The organism is Sorangium sp. So ce117 (assembly GCF_051524395.1).
Lineage (GTDB): Bacteria > Myxococcota_A > Polyangia > Polyangiales > Polyangiaceae > Sorangium > Sorangium cellulosum_B.
Genome location: NZ_CP150309.1, coordinates 3,759,800 through 3,774,302 on the forward strand (window position 1 = coordinate 3,759,800; position 14,503 = coordinate 3,774,302).

Sequence of the window (14,503 nt, forward strand, 5' to 3'; positions counted from 1 at the left end):
GAGCGGCGAGGGATGATCAGCGTCGCGGTGAAGATCGAGACGGAGTGCGGGACGTGCAGGATGCCGATGCCGGTCAACACGCTGGCTCGCGAGGTGGGCTGCCCGAGCTGCGGGAGGCCGGCGGCGCTCGGTGTCGATCTCTGGCAAGCGTTGCTCCGTGATCCGCTCTACAACGGCCCAAGATTGCTCCCGAACGAGGTGCGTCGCAGCGCGGCTGGCAAGCTGTCGGCCGCCTACATTCGGCGCGCGCCCGCGTGCCAGGGCTGCGAGAAGGCGATCCCCGCATCGAGCATCCAGGCGGTGGTGGATCAAGCGATGCTCCGTTGCGATCGCTGCGCGGTGCAGACCTGGGTCCGGCGGGTGCCGCCGGAGCTGGCCGGAGCGCTCCCTGACATCACCCACCTGGTCGGCGAGGAGCCGGACCGGCTCGCAGGAGCCCCTGCGCCCCAGGCGGAGCCGGCGACGTTTCCGTGCCCGCAGTGCGGCTCGCCGGTCGCCTTCGACGGGGTGAGCCGAGCGTGTGCCTGCCGCTTCTGCAGCGCGAGCGTCCACGTCCCGGATGAGTTCGTGTACCGGGGACGAAGGCGGGTGGTGGCGCACTGGTATCTCTGCTTCGCGCCGTCCGTCGTCGTGCGCACCCCCGCCGCGCAGGCCGTCGCCGCGGGGCTGTTCGACTGGGAAGGGCTGCCGGAGGCGGCCGTCGACGCGGAGGGGAACCTCTACTGCGCAGCCACGCAGTCGCGCTGGTACCTCGATCAAGCCGGCAGAACGCAACACAAGAACGACAGGGTCCTGTGGTCCATGGACCCCTCGCTGGGCATCCGTTGGCTCCAGCGCGATCGACCGGATGAGGTGCGCTTCTTGGGATGCGCGAAGGACACGCTCCTCGTGATCGACGCCGGAGGTGCGCCACCGCTCCGGCTCGCGTCGGCGACGGGTGCGCCCCTCGAGAGCGCAGGCGCCGTGGCGCCGAGCATCGAGCTGAGTTTGATCGAGCAGGGCTGCCTGAGCTACGATCATGACGGCTCGCTGCTGCTCCACAAGGATGGCAAGCTCCAGCGGATCGGGCCGGACGGAGCGGCGATGCGCGTGTGGGCCGACGGCGCCACACGGAGCGACACGGGTGAGGACTCCTACTGGAGCTTGACGTCGCTCGCCGATCATCCGGTGACGCTTTCGTCCTTGGCGAGCACGTCTATACATTGCGGTCCGGATGGTTCTCTCTACCTGCTCGACGCGAACCTGCTCGCTCGCTTCGAACGAGGCGGGCGCAAGGTATACTGCGTCGAGATCGGTGGCGGCTCCGCGGATCGACCGAGGGGTGCGGTAGGCGCCGATCGCGACGGGAATGCTTATGTCATCCGCGGCGATCGACTCGTGCGGGTCGGCGCAACGGGCAACGAGAGCGTGATTCTGCACGTGGAGCGTGACGCCCTGCCGCGCTCGGACATGAGCATCGCTGTATGTCCAGACGGGTCGTTCTGGCTGTTCGGTAAGGAGGGGCTCGCCTGGAAGTTCGACCCGAGGTGCAAGCTCCTCTTCGCCAGCGAGAAGGAGCCCAGGCCGAAGAACCCGGCCATGCGCGAGGTCATGGATCAGCAGCTGGAGAACGGCCTCGCGATGATCAATGTGCAGGTGGAGGCCATCCGCGAGGATGCGATGCGAAGCGCCAGGGAGATGGACAGGCTGGAGAACGAGAGGCAGGCGCGCCCGTACAAGTACTCTTGGATCTTCATGATCCTGTTCATCGCCGCGCTCACCGTGGTCAAAGAATGTCGCTTGTAAGCGGCCACGCAGCGCCGCGTCATCCGAGATCGATCCGGCGCGCGGTGACCTTCACCGCGCCTTTCCCTACCGTGACCTTCGTCGAGCCGGCCAGCATCTCGACGGTGCCGCTGGTCACGCTGCACATCGAGCCTCCCTTGATGAGGCGCGCCTGGCTCCCTGTGACCGCGAGACGGCTGTCTTGGTTTCCGACGGTGACCGTGGCGGTGTCCGCGTTCAGGCTCCACTGGCCGCCCTTGACAAGCGCGGTGCTGCCTTCCACCGTGACCTTGCCTGCGCTCTTGAGGTTCATCGCGCCGCTGGACTTGATGTTCGTCGCGCCGCTCGACTTGATGTCGACTGTCCCGCTCGACTCGGCGAGGAGCGGACCTGTGGCCCGCATCTCGAACGAGCCGCCGGCTTTCATGCCGAGCCTCGTGCCGGACTCTATCTCCACGACATTGCCGCTGTCGATGGTGAGCGCCAGGCTGCTCTTGAGCTTCATGAGACCGAGCGACAGCAGGTCCACGCACGCATCGGACGTGACCAGAGCGCTGCCCCTGCCTGCGATCTCGACGGCGCCGCCGGACTTGAGCACGGCGACCGCTCCGCCGGCGACAATGGCATGCCCAGTGGACGACATCGTCGCATTGGCATTTCCGCACACGAACGCGCTCACGTTCGCGGTGATGGCGGAGGTGACCGCGGCGGAGTTCAAGTTGATCGGGGCTCCAGGCGTGGGGACAGGAGAGGGAACCCGGCCCGCCGAGGCGAAGCCGTTGGCCAGGAGCGCCATGCCTTTCGCGGTCGCGACGCTGGTGTGATCCATGCTCCGTTGGGCGATCTTCGTGGTGGAGCTGATGAGGTCTTGCCGGGCCTTCCTGGCCGCGCTGCCCGCCTTGGCTGTCTCGATCCAATCCCCGGCGGTTCGCCAGGTGACCGCGTCATCGCTCTCCGCGTTCAGCGTCTTGTACGAGTCGGCCAGGGCCTTTGCGGCCTTCGCCTCTTCCGTCGCCTTTGCGATCCTCTGGACGTCCTCGGGATGGCTGGCATCCCACTCCTGGCGTGTGGTCGGCCGGCTCGCGCCCTTCGCGTTGTCACCCTCGGGGCGCGTCATGAAGTCGATGGTTTGCATCCTGCTAGTCACCGAGCGTTCGAGGGCGTCGACACGCGCCTGCGCTTTCACGGCTTCTTCGTCGAGCCTTGCGTGCTGAAGGCCGTGCCATTTCGTGTTGGTGTCCACGACGCTCTTGGCGACGCCGAGCACGCCGTCCAGCAGCTTCTGCCCCTTCTCTCCCTTGAGCGCCTCCATGACGCTCGCCGCTCCCGCGTGATTGACGATATTGCCGGAAGCCAGGACGGAGGCGACGTCGGACATCACCGTGCTTACGGATGTGAGCGTGCTCACGCCTGCGTTGGCGACGGCCGTGTAGGCCTCCTTCGTGGTGATCGCAGCGCCAGCCTCGGGGGTGTTCGGAGAGCCGAGCTGAAAGGTGGCGCCGCCGTAGGGGGTCGAGAGCTTGATGCGCTCCTCGCCCTCGTTGTCGTCGATGTTGATCTCGTTTCCGCCGCCGGTACGGATGACGTTCCTGCGGGCGTTCTTTGCGTCGACGGTGCTGGGCGTGTGGGGGTTGGGGACGGCGCCTGCGATGATGGGCCTGTCGGGGTCGCCGTCGATGAAGGTAAGGATGACCTCGACGCCGCTGCGCAGGGGGAAGTGGAAGCCGTATCCGGCGCCTGCGTGGGGCTGTGCCATGCGGATGAGGCGCGAGGCCTTGCCGTCGTCGGCGGCGCTGGTGTCGAAGAGGAAGCGGACGCGGTAGCGGCCGGTCTCGTCGACCTCGGCGTACTGGCCCTTGGCAGCGGCGTCGATGACGCCGGTGATGACGCCGTGGACCCTGGGTTTCGGGGTGAGGCGCGGCGGGCGGTAGGCGGTGGAGAAGGGGATGGCCCTGAACTCGTTGGCATAAGCGCGCTCGTTGCCGGTGCCGGCGTTGAGGGTGGCCTGCTGGAGGCGGTGGCGGACCTCGACGAGCAGGAGCTCGACGTCGCCGCGGGGGTGCCCCTCGAGGGTGAGGCGAGCGCCGGCGGCGAGGGCCTGGACGTCGCTGGCGCCGTCGAAGACCTTGCGGCCTGCGCGCAGCTCCTCGGCGCGGATCGCGGCGATGCGCTCGGCCTCGTCGGGGGTCTTGAAGTGGGCGCCGTACTCGACGATGTCGCCGCCGGACGCGGCCGAGACCGTCGCTGCCGCCATGAGGGGTACGTGCGGTGTGCGGTAGTTGTAGTCCTTGACGACGTAGCGGCTCGGGATGGTGCGTGTCGTGCCCTCGAGGCGGTAGACGCCGAGCCGATCGCCGCGCGGGTAGAAGTGGGCGCGCCCGCCGCCGGCGATGGGCTGAAAGCCGCTGTTGGCGTCGGAGAAGACGATGACGTCGCGGCCGTCGCGGTGCTCGAAGAAGAAGGAGATGCCGAGGTGCTCCGCGAGGCGGGAGACGAAGTGGAGGTCCGTCTCCTTGTACTGCACGATATACTCGCGCGGGGGATGGTCCGAGACCAGGCGGAGCTCGAAGTCGTCGCCCTCCTGGAGTCCGGCGCGCTGGAGCTTGGTCTTGATGACCTCCGGGACGGTGAGATCCATGAAGATCTCCGAGGTCTCGGTGAGCGTCATCCGGAAGGCGCGCGGGACGAAGGTGAGGGTGTAGGCCATGTGCAGCGTCTCGGTGTGGAGCGCGTCGCGCACGACGGAGATCACGCCGAAGAGGCGCCGCTCCTCGCGATCGCCGCGGAGGAACACGAGCGCGGCGGGCTCGGCGAGGAGCGCCTCCTCGTCGAGGCCCTCGGGCGTCTTGCAGACGACGTGGAGCTGGAACTCGAAGGGCTGCGAGACGACCTCGCGCCCGGTGAGCTCGTGGAGCTCGATGGCATCTGCAGAGAAAGCAGGTGATTCCAGGCGGGCAGAGAGGATGTCCTTCATGAGCGTTCCTCGGGTGAAGAGACGCTACACTCGCCCGCAAGTGCGCTGTCGCGCAAGCGGCTCGTGCGGCGGAGGGCCGCCGCGACATCGCCGCGTCCGCCCATCGCGGCGCGACGGCTGCCCGGGTCAGCCGCCGCGCCGTGCCCCTCAACCCCCGAGCGGCGTCTCCAGCGCCTGCCTCCGCGACAGCGTGCGCAGCTTGCTCAGCGCGCTCTCCTCGATCTGCCGGACGCGCTCCCGGCTCACCGAGAACATGCCCCCGATCTCGGCGAGCGTGTGCGGCTGCCCGCCGTCGAGGCCGAACCGGAGCCGCAGCACGTCGCGCTCGCGCGGCGTCAGCGACTCGAGCAGCGCAGAGACCTGCGCGTGCAGGCGGCGGTGGACCAGGAGCTCGTCCGGCGCGGCGCCCTCGCTCGCGAAGAAGTCACCCTGGCGCGCGCCGTCGTCGTCCCCCACCGGAGCGTCGAGGTACACCGGCGGCAGCGCCATCTCCCGCAACGTCTGGAGCTTCTCCATCGACAGCCCGCTCCGCTCGGCGACCTCCTCGGGCGCCGCCTCGCGCGCGTGCTCCTGCTCGAGCTCCCGCCGCGCCTGCAGCGCCCGGCGCCGGGTCTCGGCGATGTGGACCGGCACCCGGATGACCTGGCCCTGATAGAGCAGCGCGCGAGAGAGCGCCTGCTTGATCCACCACATCGCATACGTGCTGAACCGATAGCCGCGCCGGTAATCGAACTTCTCCGCCGCGCGGATCAGCCCGAGATTGCCCTCCTGGATGAGGTCGAGCAGCGGCACGCCCCGGTGCCGGAGCTGCCGGGCTGCCGCCGCCACGAGCCGCAGGTTCGCGCGGACCATCTCGGCCCTCGCCTCGGCCGCCTCCCGGCGGGCGGCGCGCATCGCCGAGAGCGTCCCCTCGATCGCCTGGCGCCCGAGCCTGTCGACCGCGGGGATCGCCGCGCTCAGGGCGCGCTCGATCCGCTCCTCCACCAGGGGGCCCAGGCGCACGTCGGAGAGCCCGGCCGAGAGCGCGGCGCGCGCTCGCTGCCCGCTCGCCTCCGTCCGCCCGGCCTCCGCCAGGGACCGCGCGAGCCCGAGCAGCCGCGCCATCCTCACGGACGTCGCGTCGCTCGGCGCGTCGCCTCCGTCGGCGTTCAGCAGCAGATCGCTCATGTCCACCCGCCCCGCCCGCACATCGTCCGCCAGCGCCGCGAGCGCCCGCAGCGCGACGGGCGACGCGACCCAGGCCTCGATCATCGTGCGCTCCGCCGACTCGATACGACGGCCGAGCTCGACCTCGATCTCGCGGCTTAGCGGCGCGCTTGCCGAGATCTCCTGGAGATAGACCGCGGCGACGTCCTCGCTCGGCCGCGCCGACGGCGCGGCCCGCCGGCTGGCGGGCGCCCCCCGCCGCGACGACGGGGGAGGGCGGGTGTCGGCGCCGATCGGCTCCTCGGCCCGCGTCTCGGCGACAGCGTCCCTTCCCTCCATGATCGTCGTCTCCGCCTCACCCAGAAGGCGCGAGCTCGTGGGACTCTCGTTCATCTCGCCTGCTCCACCATGATGCCGCGTCGCGCGGTGATCGGCTCGGGCGCTCGCCGGGACACGCGGCCTGAGGGCAACCCCCCAGGATGGACCATGAAGCGACTCCGGTCATGCGGCGACAGAACAAAGGGGCTCCGCCGGTCCGCACGATCCAGCGCCGGCGACAGCCGCGCTCACTCCAGATCGCCTGTCAGCGCGGCCAGGCGCCTGGGCCGCGCGGGCCGTCTGGCCCGCCTGACCGAGAGGCGCCGGACCTCACAGCAACACGGCCAGCGGGAGCACGGCGGGGCGCCGCGAGGCCTCGCGCCGGAACACCCGCCGCACGCCGCGGCTGAGCGCGTCCTCCAGCGCCGGCGCCAGCGTGCGCGCCGCGGGCGACATCGCAGCGAGCGCGTCGCGCGCGCTGTCGAGCGCGGCGGCGTACAGCGGGCCGCCCTCCTCGAAGTGCGCCACCCCGCGCCCCAGGAGATCGGGGCCGCGCAAGATCTCGCCCGTCTTGCGGTCGGCCACCACGAGGACCATCACGAGCCCCTGATCCGAGATCTGCTCGCGCTCGCGGAGCACCAGCTCGGAGACGTCGAGCCCGCCGCGCGCGTCGAGCCACACCCGCCCGCTCTTCACCGTCTCGCCGAGGCGCATCCGGCCGTTCTCGAGGATCAGCGAGTCGCCGTCCTCGACGACGAAGACCCCCGACGCCGGCACGCCCATCCGGAGCGCCGTGCGCGCGTGGGCGAGCAGCATCCGGTACTCGCCGTGGATGGGGACGAAGTGCTCCGGCCGGACGGCGTCGAGGAGGACCTTCTGCTCCTCGGCCTGCGCGTGGCCGCTCGCGTGGATGGGATCGAGGCCGCGATCGAGCACCACCGCGCCGCGCTTCGCCAGGCGGTTGGCGAGCTGGCTGACGGCGATCTCGTTGCCGGGGATCGCGCGGGACGAGAAGATCACCGTGTCCCCAGGATCGACCCGCAGCCGGTGGTGGTCGCCCATGGCCATGCGCGCGAGGGCGCTGTTCGGCTCGCCCTGCGCGCCCGAAGCGAGCACGACGAGGCGCTCGGGCGGGAGCGAGGCCGCCGTGGCGTCGTCGACGAGCACGCCGGGCGGGACGCTCAGGATGCCGATTTCCTGGGCGATCCGCGTGTTGGTCGCGAGGCTGCGCCCGGCGAGCACCACCTTGCGGCCGAGCTGGGCGGAGAGGTCGAGGACGCTCTGGACCCGGTGGACGTTGGAGGCGAACAGCGCGACGAGGATGCGCCCCTTCGCCTCGCGAAACCGCCGGGTGAACCCCTCGGCCACCGCGGTCTCGCTGACCGACCAGCCGTCGCGCTCCGAGTTGGTCGAGTCCGAGAGGAGCGCCGCCACGCCGGCGCGGCCGTACTCGGCGAAGCGGCCGAGATCGAGCCGCTCGCCGGCCACGGGGGTGAGATCGATCTTGTAATCGCCCGTGTGGATGAGGATCCCCTCGCCCGTCTCGATGGCGTAGCCGACCGCGTCGGGGATGGAGTGGGTCACGCGGAGGGGCTCGGCGCGGAACGGGCCCGCCGCGAAGTGCTGTTGCGGCTCGACCTCGCGGAGCGGCACGTCGATGCCGTGCTCGGCGAGGCGCTCGCGCACCAGCCGGAGCGTGAAGCGCGTCCCGTACACGGGGACGGGGAACTCGCGCAGCAGCGACGGCAGCCCGCCGATGTGATCCTCGTGGCCGTGCGTGAGCAGCACCGCGTCGACCCCGCCCGCCTCGCGGACGTAGCTGAGGTCGGGGATCGCGACCTCGACGCCGAGCACCTGGTCGTTGGGGAACATGACGCCGCAGTCGACGAGCACGCGGCGGCCTTCCTCCTCGATCAGCATCGCGTTCATCCCGACCTCGCCGAGGCCGCCGAGAGGAATAATCCGGACTCCCATGGGCGCAGCCTAGCATCGCGGATCGCACGAACAGAGGCCTCCGTGCGACGCGCCGCGCGCGCGGACCGACCTGCGCGGGGCGCGGGGGGGGCCGAGCTCAAGAGAGCTGGGCCCCGCGCCGCGCAGGAGGCCTGTCCCCGGTCCGTGGATTGCCTCTGCGCAGAGCGGGAGGACCTCATGGCACAATCCGACCTTTCGCTGGGCGCATACGAGCTGCCGACGACCTACCTGCCGCCGGACGACGTACCGACTGCGGAGCTCGCCTCGCTCGCCCCGAGCGTGCGGGAGGCGCAGCGGACGACGACGATCCCCTCGAGGCCGCTCCTCGGCGCCGCGCCCCTCGCGCGGATCGTCCCCGAGGACGTGCACTCCGCCCTCGATTACTCGAACGGGCTCATCGTCGCTCTGGCCGGGCTCGCCGCGCGGACGAAGGCCGCGAGGATCGCGGGCGTCGCGCTCGGCGCGTCGGTCATTTTCGTCTCCCTGCTCACCGACTACCGGCTGAGCCTGTCAAAGCGGATACCGATCGAGGCTCACGAGGTCATCGATCATGCCTTCGGCGTGTCGGCGATCGCGGCGCCGTTCGCGCTCGGCTACGCGAAGCGCGACCCGCTCGCCGCGGTGATCCACGTCGCCACGGGGGCGGCCACGATCCTGGGGTCGCTCCTCACCGACTATCGCGCGGTGAGGGGCGCCGGGCGCCGGCCGCGGCGGGCGTAGCCGCGCGCGCAGCCGGCCAGCGCCGGAACCTTCCCATGTGCCGAGTCGCCCCACCCTCGGTCCCACCAACGCTCCCCAGGGCTCCACGCGAGCCGCTGGTCCCCTCCCATGCGACTCGCGATGTCCGTGCCAGGGCGCACATCACACACCTGCAGCGCTGATCCTGAGAGGTTCTCCAGGCACTTGCCACAGGCGTTCTCCCCATGCAACCATCGAAAACCTATGCGCCAGACCAGGATTGGTGATCTGCCCTTCACACTGGTCGAGCTGATGTACGAAACGGGGGATACCGTACTCTACCGCGCGCAGCGCGACGCCGACGGCGCCCCCGCGACAATCAAGGTGCTGAAGGGTGAGCACCCTGGCCAGCGGCACGTCGCGCAGCTCCGGCACGAGCTCGAGATCTCACGTCACCTCCAGCTCGAGAGCGTCATTCGCGCCGACCGCGTGGAGAAGGTGCCGGGCGGGGCCGCGCTCGTGATGGAGTACTTCGCGGGACTGTCGCTCGACAAGCTCGCCCGCTCGACCCCGCTCGACCTCGAGGCGAAGCTGCGTATCGCGTCGTCGCTGGCCGGGACGCTGGCGGAGGTCCACGGAAAGCAGGTCATCCACAAGGACGTCAAGCCGCAGAACATCCTCGTCCACCGGGAGACAGGCCAGGTCAAGCTGACCGACCTCGGCAGCTCGACGCGGCTCTCCGAGGAGGCGCTGGCGGCGGAGAGCCCGGACCTCGTGGAGGGGACGCTGGCCTACATGTCTCCTGAGCAGACAGGCAGGATGAACCGCGTCATCGATTACCGGACCGATCTCTACTCCCTGGGAGTGACGCTCTACGAGCTCTTCGCGGGGGTGCTCCCGTTCCAGGCGACCGATCCCGTGGATCTCATGCACAGCCACATCGCGCGGGTCGCGACGCCGCTCTGCGAGCGGTCGCGGGAGATCCCGCGAGCGGTGTCGGACATCGTGCAGAAGCTGATGTCCAAGGTCGCGGAGGAGCGGTACCAGAGCGGCACCGGCCTCAAGGCGGATCTCGATGCGTGCCTGTCGGCGCTCGAGGCGACCGGGCGGATAGAGCCGTTCGAGCTGGGGTCTCGCGACGTATCGAGCGAGCTCAGGCTGCCGCAGAAGCTCTATGGCCGCGATCCGCAGATGGCCGAGCTGCTCGCCGCCTTCGAGCGGGCGCGCGGGGGCAGGTGCGAGCTCCTGCTCATCGCGGGGGGGCCGGGCATCGGGAAGTCGGCGCTCGTGAACGAGATCCAGAAGGAGGTCGCGCAGCGGCGCGGGCACTTCATCGAGGGGAAGTTCGATCAGCTGAGCCGGAACATGCCGCTCGCGCCCCTGGCGGGCGCGCTTCGCCAGCGGGTCCGCCTGCTCCTGACCGAGCCGGCCGAGTCGCTCCGGCGCTGGAAGGACAAGCTGCTCCAGGCCGCGGGGAAGAACGCGCGGATCCTGGTGGAGCTCATCCCGGAGCTCGAGCTCGTGCTCGGGCCGCAGCCGCCGGTTCCGGAGCTCGGGCCGAGCGAGTCGCAGAACCGCTTCAACCTCGTGTTCCAGGACTTCCTGCGCGCCGTCGCCACGGCCGAGCGCCCGGTGGTGCTCTTCCTCGACGATCTCCAGTGGGCCGACCCGGCGTCGCTGAAGCTGCTGCAGCCCGTCGTGACCGATCCGGCGGGGGCCTACCTGCTCATCGTCGGCGCGTACCGGGACCAGGAGGCGATCGCAGGGCAGCCGCTCACGATCTGGCTCGGGGAGCTGCGGGCGGCGGGCGTCGCGCGGCGCGAGCTGCTGCTCCCGCTGCTCGCCCTCGCGGACGTGCGCCATCTGCTCGCGGACGCGCTGGGCGCGCGCGCGGAGCAGGCGGAGGCGCTCGCCGAGGTGCTCTACGCCATGAGCAAGGGCAACCCCTTCTTCTTGAGCCAGCTGCTCAAGGAGCTGTACGCGGCGGGGCTCGTGTCGTTCGACCCGGGGGCCGGGCGGTGGGCGTGGGACCTCGAGTCCATCCGCCAGCGCTGGGGCGCGGTGAACGTGCACGATCTGCTCGTGGACAAGATGCAGCGGCTCTCGCCCGAGACGCAGCGCGTGCTCCAGCTCGCGGCGTGCATCGGCCACCAGTTCGACCTGAAGACGCTGTCGACCGTCCGCGAGCGGCCGCCCGCGGAGGTCGCCGCGGATCTCTGGGAGGCGCTGCGCGAGGGGCTCGTGCTGCCGCTGGACTCCGACTACCGGCTGCTCCACGCGTCCGACGGCGCGCACGCGGAGCAGCCCCTGTCGGTGAGGTACCGGTTCCTGCACGATCGCGGGCAGCAGGCGGCCTACAGCCTGATCGAGGACGCGCAAAAGCAGGAGGTCCACCTGCGGATCGGCCGGCTCATGCGGGCGCAGCTCAGCGGCGAGCCGCGCGACGAGGACCTGTTCAAGGTCGTGAGCCACGCGAACGTCGGCGCGGCGCTGATCGAGGAGCGGGCGGAGCAGCTGGATCTCGCGCGGCTCAACCTGACCGTCGGGCGGCGGGCCAAGGCTTCGATGGCGCACGCGGCGGCGGCCGAGCACTTCAAGACGGCGCTGTCGCTGCTCGGGCCGCGGGCGTGGGAGGAGGAGTACGAGCTCTGCTTCGCGCTGCACCGGGAGCGGGCGGAGTGCGACTGGCTGAGCGGCAACGAGGCGCAGGCCGACGCCCTGATCCGCGAGCTCCTCGAGCACGCGCGATCGCGCCGGGAGCGCGCGGAGGTCCATAACCTCCGGATCCTCGTGCACACGATGCGCGGGGAGTTCGCGGAGGTGCTCCGGGTCGGCCGGGAGGGCGTGGCGCTCTTCGGGATCGAGCTGCCGGAGCCGCCGGAGGCCATCTACGCGGCGTTCGGGGCCGCGCTCGCGGAGATGCCCGGCCACCTCGCGGGGCGCCGCATCGAGGCGCTCGTGCACGCGCCGTGGGTCGGCGGCGAGGAGCAGCTGGCCGTGCTGCGGCTCCTGGCGGCGATGATCCCGGGGGCGTACACGCTGGACCCGGCGCTGCTCGCGCTCATCGCCGCGACGCAGGTGAACCTCTCGCTCCGCTACGGCAACTCGCCCGCGGCGGCGTGCGCCTATGGCCTCTACTGCTTGCTGCTCGCGGGGGGGATGGGGCGGTACGAGGAGGCGCGGCAGTTCCAGCGCGTCTCGCTGGCACTCTGCGAGAGGTCCGACGGGGTGGAGCTGCAGTGCAAGGCGTACCTGGTGTGCGGCGCCCCGTCCCACCTCTTCGAGCCGGTCCGCGCCTCGGTCACGTGCCTCACGAAGGCCTACCAGGCCGGGCTGAGCTCGGGCGACTTCAGCTTCGGGGCGTACGCCTGCCTGAACACCGTGACGATCCTGCTGTCCTCGGGCCACGAGCTCGGCGCGCTCCGGGAGGAGCTGGCCGTGTTCATGCGGTTCCTGCAGCGGACGAAGGATCCGCTCGCCACGCCGGTGCTCGTCGTCGCGCGGCAGATGATCGCGTGCCTGGAGGGCAAGACGAGCGGGCGGAGCAGCCTGACCGACGCGTCGTTCGACGAGGGCGCGTTCCTCTCGGGGCTCGTGCCCGCGCAGGAGCTGCCGCGGTGCTGGTACTTCGTGAACATGCTCGTGCTCGCGGTGCTCTACGGCGATCACGCGGGCGCGCTGCTGATGGCGGCGCGGGCGGAGAAGCACAGCGCGAGCGCGATGGGCCTGTTCCTGGCGAACGACATCCCGTTCTACGTGAGCCTCTCGCTGCTCGCGCTGTGCGCGACGGCGACGGAGGAGGAGCGGGAGCGGCACCTCGCCTCGGCGGCGGAGCACCGGGCGAAGATCGCGGGCTGGGCGCAGCACGCCCCGGAGAACTACGCGCACAAGGAGAAGCTCATCGGGGCGGAGGTGGCGCGCGTCCTCGGGAAGGACGCGGAGGCGGCGAAGCTCTACGATCAGGCCATCGAGGGGGCGCGGCAGGCCGGGTTCACGCACCAGGAGGCGCTCGCGAACGAGCTGTGCGCGCGGTTCTACCTGCAGCGGGGGCGCGAGAGGATCGCGCGGTGGTACATGGCCGACGCGTACAGGGCGTACCTGCGGTGGGGCGCGGCGGGCAAGGCGGAGCACCTCGCGAAGCAGCACGAGCCGCTGCTCGACGCGGCGTCCTCCGGCGACGCGCAGCGGCCCAGGGTCGTCGGTACGACGGTGACGCGCAGGGGGAGCACCGAGTCGTTCGACGTCGCGACCGTGGTCAAGGCCATGCAGGCGGTCGCGAGCGAGACGGTGCTCGACCGGCTCCTCGACCGGCTGATGCGGAGCCTGGTCGCCAACGCGGGGGCGCAGCGCGGCGCGCTGATCCTGGAGCGCGACGGGAAGCTCACGATCGTGGCGACCATGCGCGTCGACCCCGACGCGGTGCAGACGGGGCTGTCGATCCCGGCGCTCGAGAGCGAGGAGCTCGCGACGAGCGTCGTCCAGCTGGTCGCGAGGACGCGGGAGCCCGTTGTGCTGAACGACGCCCGGCAGGACGGCCGCTTCGCGGCCGATCCGTACGTCGTGGAGCGGAGGCCGCGCTCGATCCTGTGCCTGGCGATGGCGCACCAGGGGCGCTCGGCGGGGCTCCTGTACCTGGAGAACAACGTGGCCCCGAGGGCGTTCACGCCGGGGCGGGTCGAGGTCTGCGGGCTCCTCGCCTCGCAGGCGGCGATCGCGCTGGAGAACGCGCTGCTCATCGCGAGCATCCGCGCGGGCACCGAGGCGCTGCAGCGCTCGAACGAGCAGCTGCAGCGCGAGCTCGAGCTGCGCGAGGCGTCCGAGGCGGAGCGGGAGCTCCTGCAGCAGGAGATGCTGCGCCGGCAGACGCCGCTCATCCCGATCACGGACGACGTGCTGGTGATGCCGATCGTCGGCGCGATGGACGGCGAGCGCGCCCAGCGGGTGCTGGAGACGGCGCTCGAAGGGTTCCAGTCGAGGCAAGCCAAGGTGGTGATCCTGGACATCACCGGCGTGGCGCGCGTCGACGCCGCGGTGGCGGAGGCGCTGATCAAGACGGCCAAGGCGCTCCAGCTGCTCGGGGCCAAGACGGTGCTCTCCGGGGTCCGGCCGGAGGTGGCCCGCGCGCTGGTGGAGCAGGACGTCTTCCTCGGATCGGTCGTGACGATGGGGACCCTTCAGAGCAGCATCGCGTATGCGCTGGGGCCGCGCGGCCTGCCGGGGTCGGTCGCCCGGCGGGCAGGGGCGACGCGGCTCGCCTGACGCGCGGGCGCTGCTGCGCGCGGCCGCGAGGCGCGCGCGCAGCGGCGGAGGGCCGCGTCAGGGGCGTGTTGACGGCGAAGAGCAGCTTCCCGTCCGGTGAGATGGCCAGCGGGCGGACCTGCCCGCTCTCGAAGGCGGTGAACGACGGCGCGCCCATGGCCGGCGCGCTCGAGAGTGATACTGCAGTCAGGGATGCGACGAGAACGCCTGACGTCGCCCACCGTGAGACGGGCAATCGATTCATGGTGCCTCCATGCTGTCGAGTGGCCCCAAGCCACGCGACGACAATCCAGGACTGTAAGGCAGGGCGAAATAATCGTTCAAGTGTGCATTGAGGCGCGATGCGATTTTGCCAAGTACGCGCCAAGTACGCGATTCCTCATCTGCCAT

General features: G+C 70.8%; 6 protein-coding genes and 1 pseudogene. 3 read left to right on the forward strand and 4 right to left on the reverse strand.

Features of this window, described 5'->3' with window-relative positions:
* The first annotated feature begins 12 nt into the window (after nt 1-12).
* Complete coding sequence (locus WMF46_RS14205; protein WP_437986098.1) at nt 13-1,785, forward strand: hypothetical protein; 1,773 nt, start codon at nt 13-15, stop codon at nt 1,783-1,785.
* Nucleotides 1,786-1,804: 19 nt separating this feature from the next.
* Here WMF46_RS14205 and tssI read toward each other — a convergent pair whose 3' ends face one another.
* The 3 genes from tssI to WMF46_RS14220 form a co-directional block, all read right to left on the reverse strand.
* A complete protein-coding gene (gene tssI, locus WMF46_RS14210; protein WP_437986099.1) occupies nt 1,805-4,738 on the reverse strand; it encodes a type VI secretion system tip protein TssI/VgrG in 2,934 nt (977 codons plus the stop codon).
* Nucleotides 4,739-4,885: 147 nt separating this feature from the next.
* Nucleotides 4,886-6,277, reverse strand: coding sequence for a sigma-70 family RNA polymerase sigma factor (locus WMF46_RS14215; protein WP_437986100.1), 1,392 nt, complete (start codon nt 6,275-6,277; stop codon nt 4,886-4,888).
* A 255-nt stretch (nt 6,278-6,532) separates the two neighbouring features.
* Nucleotides 6,533-8,176 (reverse strand): ribonuclease J, encoded by a 1,644-nt coding sequence (locus WMF46_RS14220; RefSeq protein WP_437986101.1) that lies wholly within the window; start codon nt 8,174-8,176, stop codon nt 6,533-6,535.
* Nucleotides 8,177-8,353: 177 nt separating this feature from the next.
* Between WMF46_RS14220 and WMF46_RS14225 the strand changes: the two genes are divergently transcribed.
* Both WMF46_RS14225 and WMF46_RS14230 read left to right on the forward strand, forming a co-directional pair.
* Nucleotides 8,354-8,896 carry an SPW repeat domain-containing protein gene (locus tag WMF46_RS14225; RefSeq protein WP_437986102.1) on the forward strand — a complete coding sequence of 181 codons (543 nt, stop codon included), beginning with the start codon at nt 8,354-8,356 and terminating at the stop codon, nt 8,894-8,896.
* Nucleotides 8,897-9,118: 222 nt separating this feature from the next.
* Nucleotides 9,119-14,113, forward strand: coding sequence for an AAA family ATPase (locus WMF46_RS14230; RefSeq protein ID WP_437986103.1), 4,995 nt, complete (start codon nt 9,119-9,121; stop codon nt 14,111-14,113).
* A gap of 52 nt (nt 14,114-14,165) precedes the next feature.
* Here the strand turns inward: WMF46_RS14230 and WMF46_RS14235 are convergent.
* Nucleotides 14,166-14,357, reverse strand: a pseudogene (locus WMF46_RS14235) (hypothetical protein); the annotation flags it as partial.
* Nucleotides 14,358-14,503 lie beyond the last annotated feature (146 nt).

Bases quoted from the DNA above. Each gene is read 5' to 3' on its own strand.
- WMF46_RS14215 (WP_437986100.1), bottom strand. From the start codon at position 6,277: ATGAACGAGAGTCCCACGAGCTCGCGCCTTCTGGGTGAGGCGGAGACG.
- WMF46_RS14205 (WP_437986098.1), top strand. From the start codon at position 13: ATGATCAGCGTCGCGGTGAAGATCGAGACGGAGTGCGGGACGTGCAGG.
- WMF46_RS14225 (WP_437986102.1), top strand. From the start codon at position 8,354: ATGGCACAATCCGACCTTTCGCTGGGCGCATACGAGCTGCCGACGACC.
- WMF46_RS14230 (WP_437986103.1), top strand. From the start codon at position 9,119: ATGCGCCAGACCAGGATTGGTGATCTGCCCTTCACACTGGTCGAGCTG.
- WMF46_RS14220 (WP_437986101.1), bottom strand. From the start codon at position 8,176: ATGGGAGTCCGGATTATTCCTCTCGGCGGCCTCGGCGAGGTCGGGATG.
- tssI (WP_437986099.1), bottom strand. From the start codon at position 4,738: ATGAAGGACATCCTCTCTGCCCGCCTGGAATCACCTGCTTTCTCTGCA.